The organism is Paenibacillus sp. JNUCC-31 (genome assembly GCF_014844075.1).
Classification (GTDB): domain Bacteria; phylum Bacillota; class Bacilli; order Paenibacillales; family Paenibacillaceae; genus Paenibacillus.
In genome coordinates, this window is the sequence record NZ_CP062165.1 from 7314244 (window position 1) to 7329411 (window position 15168).

General features: G+C 45.2%; 17 protein-coding genes. 8 read left to right on the forward strand and 9 right to left on the reverse strand.

Annotation, left to right across the window (positions count from 1 at the left end; genetic code table 11):
* Positions 1-129 precede the first annotated feature (129 nt).
* Complete coding sequence (locus JNUCC31_RS32000) at positions 130-1026, forward strand: hypothetical protein (protein WP_192267304.1); 897 nt, start codon at positions 130-132, stop codon at positions 1024-1026.
* 120 nt (positions 1027-1146) lie between these two features.
* Positions 1147-1269 (forward strand): IS110 family transposase, encoded by a 123-nt coding sequence (locus JNUCC31_RS32005; RefSeq protein WP_228469355.1) that lies wholly within the window; start codon positions 1147-1149, stop codon positions 1267-1269.
* Between the two features lie 215 nt (positions 1270-1484).
* Here JNUCC31_RS32005 and JNUCC31_RS32010 read toward each other — a convergent pair whose 3' ends face one another.
* Positions 1485-2087, reverse strand: a complete 603-nt coding sequence (locus JNUCC31_RS32010) for a DUF7010 family protein (protein ID WP_192267306.1) — start codon at positions 2085-2087, stop codon at positions 1485-1487.
* 216 nt (positions 2088-2303) lie between these two features.
* Here JNUCC31_RS32010 and JNUCC31_RS32015 point away from each other — a divergent pair, with 216 nt between their 5' ends.
* Entirely contained in the window at positions 2304-2645 is a 342-nt protein-coding gene (locus JNUCC31_RS32015) for an MmcQ/YjbR family DNA-binding protein (RefSeq protein WP_192267307.1), read from the forward strand.
* Between the two features lie 358 nt (positions 2646-3003).
* Here the strand turns inward: JNUCC31_RS32015 and JNUCC31_RS32020 are convergent, their stop codons facing one another.
* Together JNUCC31_RS32020 and JNUCC31_RS32025 are read right to left on the reverse strand one after the other, a co-directional pair.
* Complete coding sequence (locus JNUCC31_RS32020) at positions 3004-3816, reverse strand: carbohydrate-binding protein (protein WP_192267308.1); 813 nt, start codon at positions 3814-3816, stop codon at positions 3004-3006.
* 123 nt (positions 3817-3939) lie between these two features.
* On the reverse strand, positions 3940-4836 hold the full coding sequence (locus JNUCC31_RS32025) for an AraC family transcriptional regulator (RefSeq protein ID WP_192267309.1): 897 nt from the start codon (positions 4834-4836) through the stop codon (positions 3940-3942).
* 198 nt (positions 4837-5034) lie between these two features.
* Between JNUCC31_RS32025 and JNUCC31_RS32030 the strand changes: the two genes are divergently transcribed.
* The 4 genes from JNUCC31_RS32030 (at position 5035) to JNUCC31_RS32040 (ending at position 7537) form a co-directional block, all read left to right on the forward strand.
* Positions 5035-6192, forward strand: a complete 1158-nt coding sequence (locus JNUCC31_RS32030; RefSeq protein WP_192273513.1) for a glycoside hydrolase family protein — start codon at positions 5035-5037, stop codon at positions 6190-6192.
* A gap of 15 nt (positions 6193-6207) precedes the next feature.
* Complete coding sequence (locus tag JNUCC31_RS33680) at positions 6208-6348, forward strand: hypothetical protein (protein ID WP_228469356.1); 141 nt, start codon at positions 6208-6210, stop codon at positions 6346-6348.
* Positions 6349-6528: 180 nt separating this feature from the next.
* On the forward strand, positions 6529-6996 hold the full coding sequence (locus tag JNUCC31_RS32035) for an acetylglutamate kinase (protein WP_228469357.1): 468 nt from the start codon (positions 6529-6531) through the stop codon (positions 6994-6996).
* Positions 6997-7000: 4 nt separating this feature from the next.
* A complete protein-coding gene (locus tag JNUCC31_RS32040) occupies positions 7001-7537 on the forward strand; it encodes an ABC transporter permease subunit (protein WP_323374405.1) in 537 nt (178 codons plus the stop codon).
* Here the strand turns inward: JNUCC31_RS32040 and JNUCC31_RS32045 are convergent.
* The 3 genes from JNUCC31_RS32045 to JNUCC31_RS32055 all read right to left on the reverse strand — a co-directional run bounded on the left by JNUCC31_RS32045 (position 7506) and on the right by JNUCC31_RS32055 (position 9810).
* Entirely contained in the window at positions 7506-8141 is a 636-nt protein-coding gene (locus JNUCC31_RS32045; protein WP_192267310.1) for a LysE family translocator, read from the reverse strand. The genes JNUCC31_RS32040 and JNUCC31_RS32045 overlap by 32 nt on opposite strands.
* Before the next feature lie 233 nt (positions 8142-8374).
* Positions 8375-9124 (reverse strand): YqcI/YcgG family protein, encoded by a 750-nt coding sequence (locus JNUCC31_RS32050; protein WP_192267311.1) that lies wholly within the window; start codon positions 9122-9124, stop codon positions 8375-8377.
* Between the two features lie 332 nt (positions 9125-9456).
* A complete protein-coding gene (locus JNUCC31_RS32055; RefSeq protein ID WP_192267312.1) occupies positions 9457-9810 on the reverse strand; it encodes an AMP-dependent synthetase and ligase in 354 nt (117 codons plus the stop codon).
* A gap of 207 nt (positions 9811-10017) precedes the next feature.
* Here JNUCC31_RS32055 and JNUCC31_RS32060 point away from each other — a divergent pair, with 207 nt between their 5' ends.
* Positions 10018-11460, forward strand: coding sequence for an amino acid permease (locus JNUCC31_RS32060; RefSeq protein WP_192267313.1), 1443 nt, complete (start codon positions 10018-10020; stop codon positions 11458-11460).
* A gap of 366 nt (positions 11461-11826) precedes the next feature.
* On the opposite strand, the gene JNUCC31_RS32065 is transcribed toward JNUCC31_RS32060, so the two are convergent.
* The 3 genes from JNUCC31_RS32065 to JNUCC31_RS32075 all read right to left on the reverse strand — a co-directional run bounded on the left by JNUCC31_RS32065 (position 11827) and on the right by JNUCC31_RS32075 (position 15066).
* The gene (locus JNUCC31_RS32065) at positions 11827-12666 is read right to left on the reverse strand and encodes a manganese catalase (protein WP_192267314.1); all 840 of its coding nucleotides are present in this window, start codon (positions 12664-12666) and stop codon (positions 11827-11829) included.
* Between the two features lie 174 nt (positions 12667-12840).
* On the reverse strand, positions 12841-13353 hold the full coding sequence (locus JNUCC31_RS32070) for a DUF3231 family protein (RefSeq protein WP_192273517.1): 513 nt from the start codon (positions 13351-13353) through the stop codon (positions 12841-12843).
* 216 nt (positions 13354-13569) lie between these two features.
* Positions 13570-15066, reverse strand: coding sequence for an amidase (locus JNUCC31_RS32075; RefSeq protein WP_192267315.1), 1497 nt, complete (start codon positions 15064-15066; stop codon positions 13570-13572).
* Positions 15067-15168: the final 102 nt, after the last annotated feature.

A 15168-nucleotide genomic window follows, 5' to 3' on the forward strand; every position in this document is an offset into this window, starting at 1 on the left:
CTGGTATGATATAGCTAAAAATTATGGATGTGAAGGTTGCATGGCTAAATATTCTCAGTGTCGATGCGAACGAAAAATATGTGATCGACCCGGCCGTACCGCGGGGACTCCCTCTGGAGTTCCATGCCGATGAGGGATGCTGCGGAGGGTCAGCAGAAGTACGGGCAGCAGGAGCACATCGAGACGCTGCCACTATTCTCCACCATGGACAAGGGCGGACGGATGACGGCGCTCCGGCCGGGACGTCGCGTCGGACGCGCGGCTCCGCTGCTGCCGTGGTTGCTCGCAGCCGCTGCACTGTGGGCTCTGACAGGCTCCGTGCCGTTCGGCGCCCTGCTCGGCCTAGCGCCGACAACGTCGATCAGCATGCTCCTCGGTCATCCGATCACGGTGAGCGTCGCTGTGGTGCTGCTGTACGTCGCGATCACTGCGACCGTCACACTGTACTCGCGAGCGATCGAGCAGTTCGGACAGATCAGGGTCGCTGGCCTGTTTGCGACGCTCGCGGTCACAGGAGGGTTCGTCGCAGCCGCGGGAGTCCTGCTGCTGTGGACGCTGACAAGTGATCCGTCGCGATCCTTTGACCTCGAGGCCATCGCGACGTCGCCGACGATCCCGCCAGAGCTTGGCGCAGTCGTCGGGGCCAGTTTTGCCCTTTGGGCCACCATCGCGCTCCTGCGGTTGCTCGGCTCAATCGCTCACGCCCGGCGACGTCAGGCTGACATCGAGCGCCTCCGCATTGAGGGCTCGTTATTCACCGGGACGCTAACCGCCGTGAGCTTCGAGAACAGCTGGCTCTTCGATTTCCCGATGTTCACGGTCGAGGTAGTTTACATCGTCGACGGTGCTCCTCGTGTCGTCTCTGCACACATGCGCACCAGGGCCGACCGCGTCCCCGTCGTCGGCTCGCGTATGCTCGTGCTGACCGATAATCGCGGAACCAGCTACATGGAGCTGGACCCGTCCATTGGAGCAGCAGGATTCGAGCCGGACGTGAGGAAGTACGCCGCATCGGATCAAGGATGAAACGTATACGGAGCTGCAGCATTTGACAATGCAGCATGAGTTCGTCACGGGAATCTTTATGCAGCCGAAGCTGTACAGTAAATGCTTTACTGGAGGAAGTGCTTGCTCATTGGAACTTTATTGCTAACGATAATCCAGGAGGAAATGGCGGCAAGCTTGCCCGAAGTCAAATTCGTGAAAAGCTTCCCGGGAATCGGAACGAATCGGGCCGCAACTATTGTAGCTGAAGTAGGTGATGTGTAAGGGGGCAAGAACTTGTTCAGATTACCGATAAGATAAATGTCTAACTGAATTTTACAATTTCGCCTACCCGGCTGCCCCTTAACTGTCAAAAGAGTTAAGTAGATGGCCGGGCGGTCAAGGGGAGCATAAGAGGGAGAAGAGCAAACAGAAAAGAAAAATGAAGTTTTTGTTAGGTGCGATCACGATCGGGAGTTCACTTCAAACATATCTCTTTTTTATAATTGTTTCAATTGTTTAACCATAGCAGTCCAAATTCTTATACCAGTCACCCATAGCGTCAGAGCAGAACTGAAACCGATAAAAGTAGATGTCACAATCAGGGATACATGGCTAACAGTAGCATTTATTGGTAAGAAGAAAGTAATCACGCCTAAAATACAGAGTGTTATACCTGTACCATAATAAAACTTTTCTCGAAACAATCGAGCTAAAGGAAAAAAGTGGATACCAACAATGATTGCCATGATAGGAAAAAAAACTTCAAAATAATTAATCATGTTACATATTACACTTGCAATAAAGATAGCAAGCCCTTCCAGACCAAAGACCCAACCAAATTTTCGATTTATGTTTCTCCTCTGTTCTATCTCTTCTGGTGTTGCAGCATGGTTCATATTACGAGCTTTACCAAAAAGTGATATCGCTCCGCCTAGTAAGATTAATGTCACAATACCTGAAAGAACAAGGGACCAAGGATCTCCAAGTCCATGTGAACCAATAATACCAATGGAAGCCCAAACAGCCCCAAAAAAAGTCATGAACATCACACCATTTGCAGCACCAAAGACCGCAGCTTTCGGTAATTTTACTATGCTCATTAGTTCACGACTCCTTGATCGAATTTTATATTTGTACTTATATAACCATCCTTCCTCCTTATTGTCTAGTTTTTTTAATTGTTTTCTACGCACATTATTACTGGTTTTGTTTCGTCCCACTATTATGGATGGAAGAAGGGGAACGTTCAATATATTGCAGCATGGTACTAGCAAAACAACAATCATGAATAACTTAACAGATAGGAGAAGACCAAAATGAAACTAGACGAAATCGTAGAATACTGTTTGTCTTATCCAGCCTCATATGAGGATCATCCTTTTGGAGAGGGTTGGACAGCCATACGCCACAAAGGAAACGAGAAGATCTTTGCGTTAATATTTGAAAAAGATGATCATCTTTGCGTTAACTTGAAATGTGATCCTGATCGCTCTGATTTCCTTCGAAACGCATTTGAAGAAGTTAAGCCCGGATATCATATGAGTAAAGAACATTGGAATACAATCATCCTGGATGGAAACCTTCCAGAGGATGATCTTCACGATATGGTAAAACATAGTTTCGACCTGACGAAACCCAAACGTAAAGTGAAAAAATAATTTATAAACCGATTAGGCAGGTACCCAATCAATTTAGCCTTGTCCAATTAAGAATTTCTGAATAATTTAAGACTGTTAGCTTCGCAAACGTTTTGCTGATGTGCGGAGCACGATTGTTTTAAACTTTTACCCTTCATAGATTCAAAATTGCCCCCCCCCCTAGAATTCCATCGGTTAAACCCAGGGGTTTTTCCAGTGTCTATTCTAAGGGCCTGCGGTGCATAGCACGCAATACACAACGGCGAGCTAAGGTCTTTTACACGTTCTACGCATCAGATTCTAACAAGTCATACAGTTATATAGCTGGATGGTGCTAGACTCAAAGGGTATAGTACTGGTGCACAAGAGAATGGAGAGTTCAGGTGACATCATCAGTCACTTGCACTTCTTGCCCATATGCCTCGAATTGTGTAAGTGCAGGGAACAGAGCCGGGTCATTGGATTGAATCAACTCACTCAGTTTTACCCATTCCACTTGCTTCGGCTCCAGCAGGATCGTTTGTGCTTTACCTGACTTCACGAGAGATGCCATCTGAGAACTGCCATCGGAAAAATGCAGGGTAACCTGTTCCCAGTAATTATCATGTGGAAAATCAGCCCTCAGGTACAATACAATCTTGTCGATCTCCACAAGGCGGCCAAAGTGAACGGTAAATTCTGCGTCTTTCCGCTGATTAATACCCCATGACTCAAATGGCCAACCTCCATGTGAATACGTTACCGTATTGCCGTTAATCGCATTTCTGGCAGCAAACACTGCCTCACCACGAGTTTCGACATTGGCCGAAGCGTGAGGGTACAACGAGAGGTTGGTATGATGATCGTACGCATTGGCAGCAACATTTTTGTAAGAAGTAATCTCATGGAGCGCTGCAACTCTGGCAGTCAGCAGATGCATCTTACCTGTAAACGACTTTGGTGAGTATGAGGCTTTCTTCTCATCAAAAGGGATGCTAAGGCGATACTCCTGCCCGGAATAATAGACAAATGCCGGATTTATAGCATCATCCAACTGGATGTACAAATAAACATTGGCCTCAGAGCTTCTCAGAACAATCGAATCTCCCGGTTGGTATGGATATTCATATACCAGATGGGTATGGTTCGTATCCGTATGTTCGGCGAGTGTAATCCCATCTTTGCTTTGCACTTCAATCGTTAAATGAATCATACATACACCTCAATCTCAAAGATATAGAAACCCAGTGAAGATGGACAACAGTAAACCGCTTTCAGTATATCATCTCATAAGCCCGAAAAATCCAGCTTAGTCAGACAAAAATAACGTTTTATTTCACTCTTGATGAGCGACAATTTCATGGTTGTCTTGCTTGGTATTCAACCTGTACTTCAAAGGTGTATTACAATGGGTCTTTTTGAAGCTGGAGATAAAATGGGAAACATTCTGAAAACCGACTCGATTGCTAATGGTTTCGACAGACAGCGATGTTGTCTCAAGCAAGTGAGCCGCAACTTTTATCCGCTTGGCGATGAGATACTCGCTCAGATTGCTGCCAGTTTCTTTTTTGAACAGACGCGACACATAGGATCTGGTCAGATGAAGTTCATTAGCCAGCTTGTTCAAAACATCAGACTCCATATAATGAGTCTCAACCCAGTGCATCATCATTTCCGAATACTCTTCCTTGCGCCGTGGCAATGGGGAGACAGTATCCGCTGGTGAAACAAGTTTTTCCATCGCACTGAGCAGCCGAAGCATAAACACGGTAATTTCCTCCTGCGAAGCCCCGCGATCCGTATGTGCGATTCGCTCATAATCCTCCACACATTGGACAAAAAGCTGCCAATGATCCCCGAAATCAAATGCACGCTCACGATCATTGGCATAACATAAACGGTCAAACCACTCGCGCCGACGTGGGAAACCACTCAAATACTGATCAATAACCGTATGATTCAAATGAATCACCGCTCTTTCGTAAACGCAATCGTCCGTAATCTTCGCATACACTTTATGAATCTCAAAGGGTTGAAACACAAACAGCATGCCTCTCCTGATGTCATAAGTCTGGTTATTCATCACGACAATGCCCGTACCCCCAAACACAATTAACAATTCGCAGCATTGATGCCAATGATAGAACTCAATGTTCGGTTTACTTGTAACATGACGGTCCGTCCATACTACAGGTTGTCCATGAAAAGGAACAGCTTCAAAACCGAGAGCCATAACACCACTCCAAATCCATTGTTTTCAAAATTGTAGCATTGCAGCTTCTGCACCGACAAGTGAAATAAAACGTGATTTTTGTTATACAGAACAAAACTTTTGATATGATTCACATGCTATACTGAAAACGCTTAAACGGATAGAGGAGCAAGATGTTCAACAATGAAAACAATCTATATGGAAAGCGGGAACGTATGTATGCTGACAGTAGAAAAGTCCAATGTTTGGTTACAGGATGTCATTCGAAAAATTACGGATAAAATGGACTGGGTTAGTGAAAAGTCCAAACACAAAATTCCCTATACAACGATCCATGGTGTGCATGATGATAAATCTGTGTCGAATTCCAATGCGGGGAGCGGTGATGGAATCAGCTGGTGGACCAATGGTTTCTGGGGCGGCATGATGTGGCAGATGTACCACGTCACGGGTCAGGAAAAGTATAAGGAATTCGCGAATCTTTCTGAGAACAAATTGGATGCGGGCTTGCAGCAGTACTATGGTTTACATCATGATGTCGGGTTCATGTGGCTGCCCACCAGTGTGGCCAATTACAGGATTACCCGGAATCCGGAATCCCGCAAAAGGGCGCTGCACGCCGCTAATCTGCTGGCAGGTCGCTATAATCCGGCAGGAGAATTCATTCGGGCTTGGAACGATCTGGATGGAGAAGATACCCGCGGATGGGCCATTATCGACTGTATGTTTAATATACCAATTCTCTATTGGGCAACGGAAGAAACGGGTGATCCACGCTTTATGCAGATTGCCATCAAACATGCGGATACCGCAATGAATACATTTGTACGACCTGACGGCTCTGTCAATCATATTGTTGAGTTTGATCCTTTCCATGGCGGGGTGGTAAAAACATATGGTGGACAGGGGTATGAAGAAGGTTCCTCCTGGACGAGAGGACAGTCTTGGGGATTGTATGGATTCATGATGAGCTTCATTCATACAGGCAAAGAAGAATATCTCCATACCGCTAAGCGGATTGCGCACTATTTTATCGCCAACATTCCGGAGAATGGAATCATTCCAATTGATTTCAGGCAGCCCAAGGATCCAGCTTATGAAGATTCAACGGCAGCAGCGATTGCAGCATGTGGACTCATTGAAATTTCCAAGGCTGTTGGAGAACATGAGAAAGACCTCTATCTCGGGACAGCATTGAAATTGCTGAAAGTACTGGACGAACTTCGAACAGACTGGACCAGGGACTGTGACTGCATTCTCAAGAATGGTTCAGCCGCGTATCATGCCAAAGAACACCATCAATCAATCATTTACGGAGATTACTACTTTATGGAAGCGATCTTCAAATTGAAGGGGAATGACTTGTACTTGTGGTGAGCGATCATATCTGATGTGATCAAAGAAGGAGCCGCCGGCGTTACACCCAAGAAATATCGAAGAAATACACTGGAACAAGGAATTACAACAGAACCGACGGGTGAATGCAAACTGTGGCCAGGTCAAACGGTGACATTTCAGGTTGCACACAAATAGTGATTCGCCTATATATTGTTGAATGAGAGGAGATGGCGAACTGTGTTTAATTATGGTCCTTTTCATTACTATCCTGCTTTTCGACAAAGCGATCACTTAATGTGGACGCCAAAAAGTGTGGATTTAAACAGGTAGTTAAGAACACTGTGGGAACAACATGTTTACTGGACGAGATTAACGGTGAATAGTATCGTCGATGAGCTTGATAGTGTCCAACACACAACCGAAAGACTTCTTCGGAACCCTAGTGATTTTGCGACTGTTCTGGCACCGATTTACGGCATAACTATTGCCAATGGATTTGAAAAATTGCTCAGAGATCATCTATTGATCGCAGCAGAACTTGTCACCGATCTGAAGTCAGGCAACTCTAACGCAGCAAAAGATGCTCAGAAAAGATGGTACGCCAACGCGGATGACATTGCAGATTTTCTTGGCAGAATCAATCCATATTGGTCCAAAGAAGAATGGCAACGTATGCTTTACGAGCACCTAAGACTTCTTAGTGAAGAGGTTGTTACTCGTATAGCGAAAGACTATACGAGTAACGTCGCAATAAGTGATCCCATTGAACAACAGGCATTAGAGATGGCTGATATGATGACAAGCGGAATTGTTCAACAATTCCCTCAGATATTTCTTAGTTAATCTAATGTTAATCGCGATGTTCTCAGTTTCACTACTATCCACCGACACAGGGATGATCAATCAGATGCTTGGCCTGTTCGGAGTCGAACCGATTTCCTTTTATAACGAGCCGGGATACTGGCCTTGGATTCTGGTGATCATGAAAATATGGCAGGGTGCCGGCTTCGGTTCCATCGTCTATCTGGCTACCATTACGGGAATCAATCCGGATATCTATGAATCCGCTTCCATTGATGGGGCAAGCCGTTGGCACAAAATCCGATTTATCACATTGCCTTTGCTGAAGTCGACGATCATTTTGATGCTGCTGTTGGCTATGGGCGGTATTTTCTATGGCGATTTCGGTATGATCTATGCGCTGGTTGGGCGAAACGTGGCGTTGTACCCCACAACGGACGTAATCGACACCTATGTCTATCGCGCCTTGATGGATCTGGGGGATATGAGCATGGCGGCCGCTGTTGGTTTCTTCCAATCCCTGGTCGGGTTCATATGCAGATCGTCTAAAACTACTGAAAGTATTGCCATAGGGAGAGAATAAATTTGTACAAAAAATAGAAGGAGAATCCGATTAAAAGTACTCCTGCGAGTGCAGAGACAAGCTGGATCATTTTCTGACTCATCATTTTTCGTGTAACAGAAACGATGGTGAGCAGGCCCAGATCATGTATGAGAATGCCGCACAATACACCCAATGCCGCAATGACAAAACTCAATTTGCCTGCTGAATGATATGAATCAGACAACACGACTCCGAATACGGATATCCAGAAGATTAGATTCCCCGGGGAGATGGCAACCAATAACCCGTTCCGGTATGTTCTCCAAAATGATTTTTTGATTTTATCATCAGTTGTCGTTATATTCAGTTCTGCATTTCGAATCGAATCATAACCCAGATAAGCCAAAAAACCAGCACCTGCAAGCCATAATGGAATCTGGATATAAGGGAGCGATAACAGGGAGGCAAACCCGAAATACATTGCAAGAATTAAACTCATATCTATGGTCATTCCACCAAGACCGACAGCCCAACCATGACGGAATCCGTTTCTCAATCCCTGTTTGGTCATTTCAACGGTGATCGCTCCGACAGGCATAGCGATGGCAAGACCGATTAGTATGAATTTTAGATAGATTTCCATAGTCATTTCCCTTTCATTTGAGATGAGATTCTGCATAATCTAGGGGGTTGTCCACTATAAGTCACGGCTTGTACATCAAAGCAAGGATTTACCGATCTCAGGTTGATTGAGGTAAACAAAACTAAATCCCAGGTTTATGTATTTCTCCGACCTTGAAGTTGAGTGCGCTCCTCCCATAAACTGATGGTATACAGCTTATTCGGAGGAGAGCCCTTTTAGAATGCGGCTTTGTACTAACCCTTAATTTTATCCAGCGGAAGTGAACGCAGAAACGGACAAGCAGAGAGAGAGGTATCATCATCTCGCAAAAAATACTGTTTATACTCCAGATTTCCCTGAGCTCCATATGGTTTGAGTTCAGGATGGGCAGGGACGGTGTCGTACGCGGCTAATCGTTCACGAATTTTTGGTGCGATGGCTGCTGCTTTTTGAGGTTGTGCATTCCATATATCGAGCACCCAACGTGGTGTCATCGCCAACATGAAGTAAGGGAAATATCGACTCTGACGTGAAGTATGGGCAGGCGTACCGCAATAGACGAAATAACGTTCGTCACTGAAACAGAATTCCCACATGGGTTGCTCCGGATCTTCAGGAATACCTTCTGGCCAAGATTTGTCGTCCAAACTTCTCATCTGACTTAGTAAACTCCAGAATAGTTCTTCATATCGTCTGACATCGAGGATCTCTTGCTCCTTTTCGAAAAAGACAACCAATGATGAATATTGACCAAAGGAACGCGAAGATTGACCATATTCCTTAATGATATTCGATAATGTAAGGCCGGCGGATTCGCTTCCAGGGGAAGCAACAAAACCATATCGGAGGTGACCCAGAGCAAAGGCTTTTGTAGCCGGTATGCAGGGGAACCGGGCTTCTCGATTACTCATTTTGGTGGAAAATAAATGATATGCATCTCTCTTCCAGGCCTCAAGATGAACTTCTTCATTCTCCATTTCACAAGATGAAAACAACAACGACATGAGCAGTCCTCCTTTACCTATAGGATATAACCCAAGGGCAAAATGGTGACAGTCCACATGAGTTCCTTCAAAAAAGAAACATCAGCGCAAAAATTACATAAATTCATGCTAATCCTCCATTCTTAAGTTTATTGCTATTCTAGCTTCTACGATCTTCCTGATCATCATGCAATTTTTCTTTCAAAGCAGTAATTTTCGAGGTAATGCAGGGGTGAACGGTGCACCACTGGATGAAGTGGTCAAACTAAGTCTTTTCCTATAACAACAAAGTTAAACTAAAAAAGGAACCCTTTTTAATATAAAAGGATTCCTTTTTTAGTGTTTTCATGCAGCTATTGGGGGCGATGCTGATTCGAATAAGTTCCGAATGATTGGCCCGCAGAAATATTGGGGTTGTTGTTATATGGCTGTTCTAAGTAGGAAACTTGCTGTGTAGAGGTATTGACAATTTGTTGTGCAAGATTGGAGATTTGTTGCAGTTGCTGTATGGCTGTCTGGTGTCCTTGCAGAGCTGTTTGGATGATATGCGCAGCTTGTTGCTCCCGTTGTGCCAACTGTTCGAGTTGTTGAGCGTTGCTCTGTTCTTGTCTCAGAAGTTGTTGATATTGCATTGAAGCCTGTTGTGTCTGTTGCGTGAGCTGTTGCGCAAGTTGAGTGATTTGTTGGGTCTGTGAGAATTGATTCATGTGTAATAAACCTCCTGTATGTGTTGGATTTACCTGTTGTAGTATGCAATGAGCTCAATATAAATATTCAAACATCCAATTTCCATGAAATCTGCTATGCTCTACAAGCTGCATCTTCAAGTCAGGACAAATGGATGAACATGTTTAACTCTGAATTGGGAAGGCTACCTAAAGAAGCCTAAAATGATACAGAAGAGGAATGACAACATGAGCAAAGCATCAACACGTTCAACAGAAGAAAAGAAACTGAAATGGTGGCAATTAAGTCTGCTGGGTGTGGCGGGCACGATTGGCACCGGATATTTCCTGGGTTCCAGCCTGGCCATCTCTATTGGAGGACCGGCTGTATTGCTAGCCTATGTCTTTGCTGCTTTAGGTACATATGTAGTTTTTGATGCTTTGGCGAGAATGACTTCTGATCACCCGGAACAGGGGTCCTTTCGTTCCTATGCGAAGAAAGCGTTTGGAAGTTGGGCTGGGTTTGCCAGCGGTTGGATGTACTGGTTCTCGGAGCTACTCATTATGGGAAGTCAGCTAACGGCTTTGTCCATCTTTTCTCGCTTTTGGTTCCCATCGGTTCCACTATGGATCTTTGCTGCGGGATTCGGTATTTTAGGGCTGTGCATTGTGTTCTTTGGTAACAAAGGATTTGACCGGGTTGAGAATGTGCTGGCCATTATTAAAATCGCAGCAATCATCATGTTTTTGGTTATTGCTGTCGCACTTCTGGCAGGGTGGATTGGGGGAACGAAGTACGAGCATAAAGTACCAATGGACATGGAGACTATTTTTCCAAAGGGTGGAATCGGCCTGTGGTCTGCATTTCTTTTTGCGTTCTATGCCTATGGAGGGATTGAAGTGCTTGGAATTATGTCCTACCGGCTTCAAAAACCGGAGGATGCCCCGAAGGCCGGGAAAGTCATGCTCATTGCGCTATCAACAGTATATGTGGTGTCCATTGGACTCACGTTGGTCATGGTTCCGTTGAAGGCATTCAATCCCAAAGAGAGTCCATTTGTGCTGGCCCTAAGTAGTGATCATTTGGCGTTTGTTCCACATTTGTTCAATGGTGTACTGATTGTGGCTGGATTTTCGACGATGACGGCTTCTCTCTACGCCGTAACCTCGATGATCATTACCCTGGCACAGGAGAGAGACGCTCCGCAGTTATTCTCTCGAAAATGGAAGAAGAAGTATCCGTTAAGTGCCCTCTCCCTCATTGGTTGTGGGTTAATTGGTACCATTATTATGTCTCTATTACTCCCAGGAAAAGTATATGAATACATTACGACTGCAGCAGGTCTGATGCTTCTGTATAACTGGTCGTTTATTTTGCTATCCTCCGGCAGACTGCTGAAATCAGGAAAGTTCGATTACGTCAAGCGATGGATCGGATTATTGCTAATCGCAACTGCGATAACGGGGACGCTTTTTCATACACTCAGCAGACCAGGATTCTATATAAGCTTACTGCTTGTCTCTCTGATTGCCATTAGTGATGTCATTGTACAGCGTACTCGCAAGAAAAAGTCCACGACTAAAACATCCAACACCCTAACGGAAGAAGAGGACGAAGATGAACACGTCGCAAAGGATCTGTCGGGTTATCACAGCACAGGTATTCGGTTACGCAAAAAAAAGCAAACTTAAATAAAGAAAAGAAATTGGAGCCAAAAATGACTGCACCGCTATAAATCAACAATTGGTTCATAGGAGAATCATTCACAGCCTTAGCCAGAACAGAACCGTAAATTCCAGAACATGAACAAAATTCTTTAAAGTGCATTTATAGGACACATAGGAAGCGGTTACAAAAAGCAGTGTGAAGATTCCTAAAAGGAAATGAAGGCCATATGCTGGTCATAAAGAGTCCCGCATGAGTATTATTCACATAGTATTGAATCAAAAAAACGACTCATTCAGACACTGAGTCGTTTTTTGATAACCAATGTAGTTGTCACATCTCATCCAGCAATTTCAAGCCGTATCTGACTTCTCCAAAAATAGGCTATTGAACTATTTATCGCTCGATTTCCCATCCAGATCATGGTGAAGTTCTGTGGCAGGGATAACAGGTTCATGAATCTGTCCCTTTGGGACAGGATTGGAGATGTATACATAGTCCCCGGTTCCATCAGGAGCACTTCCTGTCGCCCATAGCCCTTCACTGGATTCAGTTCCCTCGGACAAATTCCAGAACTCATATGCCTGTGGCTGAGATTCTTGTTCTGCCTCAGGAGGGAAGGAAGCAGGAACAACGACTCCGTTCTTTTCCTCCAGTTCCTGAATGGCTGCCATCCATTGATACTGATGATAGCGGTCGCGTGCCAGCATTTTACGGAAAGTTGCCCGAACGCCCTCATCGGTTGTCATATGGTACAGCCTTGCTACCTGAAGGCGGCCCTGACTTTCGGCATGAAGGTTAGAGCGCATGTCTGCAAGCAAATTACCGCTTGCCACGATATAGGCTCCATTCCACGGAACACCGTTTGAGTTGGTAGGTAAACAACCAAGACCACTGACCAGCAGATGTTGCGGATTAATACCACCCATAATGGCAGCTGTCACAGGATCTTCAGCAGCTTTTTGCTGTTCGGCAGGTGTTGCACCATCGAGTAACTGGCTAATTAATGAGCAGAGCATCTCGACATGTCCAATTTCTTCGGTGCCAATATCCATGAGCATATCCTTATATTTTTCCTCACCTCGACAATTGAATCCTTGAAAAAGGTACTGCATCATGACTGTCATTTCGCCAAATTGTCCTCCCAACACTTCTTGAACCTGACGTGCAAACATGGGATCAGGACGATCTACTTTGACTTCAAATTGCAACTCTTTCTGATGTCGAAACATGTGAACCCCTCCATATGAATATCTATTAAATTCAAAATAAATTCAAAATTAATTAACCTGATCATAGGAAATTAAACAGAAGAATAAACAAAAAAGACCAAGAAGAAGAATCGACGATTCTTCTTCTTGGTCTCATAAATTCACTACAAAATGAGTTAGGTCACCAGACTTTAGTTACTCCGAATCCGGTCTTTTAACTTGAAGCGGTGGGGGAATAAGCCAGCCTTTTTCTTTGGTCAATTGAAGAATTCGAACCCCTAAAGCCGTTTTGGTTGCATGATATTTGGCGAACAGAGCACCGATATCTTCTCTGATTGATTGACCCATCGTTTGGCTTGCAGCAACCAGACCCAACGATGTATCTGCTGCCACTATTGCAGCAATCTCTGGATCCGTGAATCTTGCGCCTGCCGGAATATCTTCCAACTTAACAGGAGGTCTTTCCGGAAGCGTTGGAGCGGGAGCGATGCCATTCTCGGTTAATAGCGCATCGCATTCTTTAATTTCGAGTTTGGCCTGGTCGATCAGGTCATCCAGAATTTTTTTCAAGTCTTTGTCTCCAGCATGGTTCGTGAAGGCTTGGTAGCAAGATACAGCGCCTTTGGCTACCATGGAACATTGCCACACACTATAGATTTCTCCATAATGCATAGGCTCATTTTTGGGATTGCCGCTTAGAATACCCATGATTGATTTTCCTCCATTAGGTTGATTTTTCACCGACTTATGATCTCCTATATGCCAAGATCTTATACGTAGGAAAGAAAGGGTAGGGTATCTTAATCTTAAAATTAACGTCATAATTATTATGTAAACCATTACTGAGATCTATTCCTTTTACGATTTAAAATTAAACAAGCCAGCAGTACAGGTCTGCTGGCGAGATCGTGGCGTATTGAGTATTTATGCTGGAAACAACGGATTTCCGTTCATCCCGATCCAGAGTTCTGAGGCTTCAAGCTGGCCAGCCAGATGGAGCAGCCAATCTTCACGTCCTTTGGTCGCCATCACTTGAACCCCCATGGGCAAGCCTTCTGCAGTTGTATGAAGTGGTACACTCATAGCAGGTTGTCCTGTGAGATTGGCGAGTTGAGTGAACGGTGTATACGTGAGACTGGGCTCAAACATCTCGTATATTAATTGCTGCTGCTCGTTATTGTTCAATTCGCTGATGCGCATCAGGTTCTGAATCTGTTCGTCATGAGGCGTCAATTCTCCGACCTCGGGCGCAGGAAAAGCATTGACGGGGGTCACAAAGAAATCATAGCGCTCAAACAATGTAGACATCTGAGCTGCAGCAACATCCCATTCGGCGAGACTGTGTACGAATTCCGCAGCAGATACTTTTTTGCCGGCTTCAGCCAGAACCCAGGATTCAATCTCCATGTCATCCGATGTTAGCACTCTGCCCATGGATCGCTCCATGGAAGAAATCATCGCAGCCATTTCGCCGCTATTCATCATGTAATAGTTCTCCATCAGCTTGACTCCATTGACCGGACTAAGCATTTCTTCAACGTGATGACCTTGTTCTTCCAGCCAGCGAATAAGCTTGTAGACGGCTTCTTTGGCTTCTTCACTAACAGGTGTGTCTACGGGTGAATCTGTCGTATATGCAATCTTCAGTTTACGTTGATGTGGATAATTCATATCAGCAAGGTAGCTCCCTGGGAAAAGAGGAGTATGAAACGCTGCCTCAGCCTGAATGACTTGCAGCGTATCAAGCAGCGCAGCACTGTCCCGAACAGAACGGGATAGGGCGAAGTCAATAGATGCCCCCTGCCATTGACGGCCAACACCGGGGCCCACGGGTGTGCGCCCACGGGTGGGCTTTAGTCCAAACAACCCGCTGAAGGAAGCGGGAATGCGGATTGAACCGCCGCCGTCACTGGCCCCGGCTAGAGGAACAATGCCTGAAGCTACAGCGGCAGCGGCACCCCCGCTTGAACCGCCGGGTGTGTGATGGATATTCCAGGGATTCCGACTTGGGCCATGCAGGCGGGGTTCGGTAATATTTTTCAAGCCAAACTCCGGTGTATTGGTGTGCCCTATGATGATAAATCCTGCTTCACGGAGTCTAGTGACATAATTCGAATTGCGGATTGCGCGATGCTTGCTGAACAGTTGGGAGCCTGAAGTCAGGATTTCTCCCTCCAGGGATTGAGAAATATCTTTTAAGAGCAGGGGGACGCCGGCGAATGGTTGTTCCCCCGGACGAACAAGGCCTGCTTCCCGACGTGCTCGTGTCTCATATGTACGTACCACCGCATTAACCTGAGGATTTACTTCTTCCATGCGTACAAACGCCGCTTCCAGTAATTCAACGGGGGAAACCTCCCGGGATCGAATCAGTTCTGCCAAACCTACGGCATCGTAGGAAGTATATGAAAATGAAGACATGATGATCGTTCCTCTCTGAATATAATTCATCTATATTATCCATATCTCATCGTACCATTGCAGTTGATAAAAACATACAGAAAAAAAGAATCTGAGATTAGT

Excerpts from the sequence above, each read along its gene's own strand:
- JNUCC31_RS32000 (WP_192267304.1), top strand. The coding sequence starts at position 130 with ATGAGGGATGCTGCGGAGGGTCAGCAGAAGTACGGGCAGCAGGAGCAC.
- JNUCC31_RS32010 (WP_192267306.1), bottom strand. The coding sequence starts at position 2,087 with ATGAGCATAGTAAAATTACCGAAAGCTGCGGTCTTTGGTGCTGCAAAT.
- JNUCC31_RS32015 (WP_192267307.1), top strand. The coding sequence starts at position 2,304 with ATGAAACTAGACGAAATCGTAGAATACTGTTTGTCTTATCCAGCCTCA.
- JNUCC31_RS32020 (WP_192267308.1), bottom strand. The coding sequence starts at position 3,816 with ATGATTCATTTAACGATTGAAGTGCAAAGCAAAGATGGGATTACACTC.
- JNUCC31_RS32025 (WP_192267309.1), bottom strand. The coding sequence starts at position 4,836 with ATGGCTCTCGGTTTTGAAGCTGTTCCTTTTCATGGACAACCTGTAGTA.
- JNUCC31_RS32030 (WP_192273513.1), top strand. The coding sequence starts at position 5,035 with ATGCTGACAGTAGAAAAGTCCAATGTTTGGTTACAGGATGTCATTCGA.
- JNUCC31_RS32040 (WP_323374405.1), top strand. The coding sequence starts at position 7,001 with ATGTTAATCGCGATGTTCTCAGTTTCACTACTATCCACCGACACAGGG.
- JNUCC31_RS32045 (WP_192267310.1), bottom strand. The coding sequence starts at position 8,141 with ATGGAAATCTATCTAAAATTCATACTAATCGGTCTTGCCATCGCTATG.
- JNUCC31_RS32050 (WP_192267311.1), bottom strand. The coding sequence starts at position 9,124 with ATGTCGTTGTTGTTTTCATCTTGTGAAATGGAGAATGAAGAAGTTCAT.
- JNUCC31_RS32055 (WP_192267312.1), bottom strand. The coding sequence starts at position 9,810 with ATGAATCAATTCTCACAGACCCAACAAATCACTCAACTTGCGCAACAG.
- JNUCC31_RS32060 (WP_192267313.1), top strand. The coding sequence starts at position 10,018 with ATGAGCAAAGCATCAACACGTTCAACAGAAGAAAAGAAACTGAAATGG.
- JNUCC31_RS32065 (WP_192267314.1), bottom strand. The coding sequence starts at position 12,666 with ATGTTTCGACATCAGAAAGAGTTGCAATTTGAAGTCAAAGTAGATCGT.
- JNUCC31_RS32070 (WP_192273517.1), bottom strand. The coding sequence starts at position 13,353 with ATGGGTATTCTAAGCGGCAATCCCAAAAATGAGCCTATGCATTATGGA.
- JNUCC31_RS32075 (WP_192267315.1), bottom strand. The coding sequence starts at position 15,066 with ATGTCTTCATTTTCATATACTTCCTACGATGCCGTAGGTTTGGCAGAA.